The organism is Robbsia andropogonis, assembly GCF_000970345.1.
GTDB lineage: Bacteria > Pseudomonadota > Gammaproteobacteria > Burkholderiales > Burkholderiaceae > Robbsia > Robbsia andropogonis.
This window is the reverse complement of record NZ_LAQU01000241.1, coordinates 1-559: the sequence shown is the minus strand read 5'-3', so window position 1 is coordinate 559 and position 559 is coordinate 1. Positions and strand designations below refer to the sequence as shown.

Here is a 559-nt window from a genome sequence, read left to right as displayed (position 1 = left end):
CGGCAATGTATATGTCATCGACACTTTCAACAACCGTATCCGAAAGATCACATCTAACGCGGTTGTGACAACATTCGCAGGTTCAGGTGCGGCGGATTATACAGATGGCATCGGCACAGCGGCGTCATTCAATCAGCCAAACGGAGGCGGGTTCGACAGCTCGGGCAATCTGTATGTTGCAGATACCTTCAACAACCGTATTCGCAAAATTTCTGCAGTGTCGCCCGTCAAATAGCGGTGCACCTTGTCAGCTAAGACAGCGAGGTTCGACATTACGAAAATCGGCATTCTCAACTTAGCAAAACGATCGGGTAAGCTTGGCGGATAAAAGGGTTCTGGTGCATATAGGTAAGAGTGTTGAGAATGTTCTTACATGTAGGATATCTGATCAAGAAGACAGAACAGCACTCCATACGGCAGGCGGAGCGGCATCCTCGATACCGAGCTTAGTCAGATCGAACTGGCTCTTGCGAATGCGATGCATCAATTCGATGCCGGAGATCGTTGCCAAGGCATTTCTGAACCGTTTGAAGCCGAGCATCACGTGCGTTCTCGATTT

At 49.2% G+C, this 559-nt stretch carries 2 pseudogenes; one reads left to right on the top strand and one right to left on the bottom strand.

The annotated features are described in order from the left end of the window. Positions 1 to 235, top strand: a pseudogene (locus WM40_RS27340) (gluconolaconase); the annotation flags it as partial. Between the two features lie 153 nt (positions 236 to 388). Here the strand turns inward: WM40_RS27340 and WM40_RS32800 are convergent. Beyond that, positions 389 to 559 (bottom strand): annotated as a pseudogene (locus WM40_RS32800) (IS6 family transposase); the annotation flags it as partial.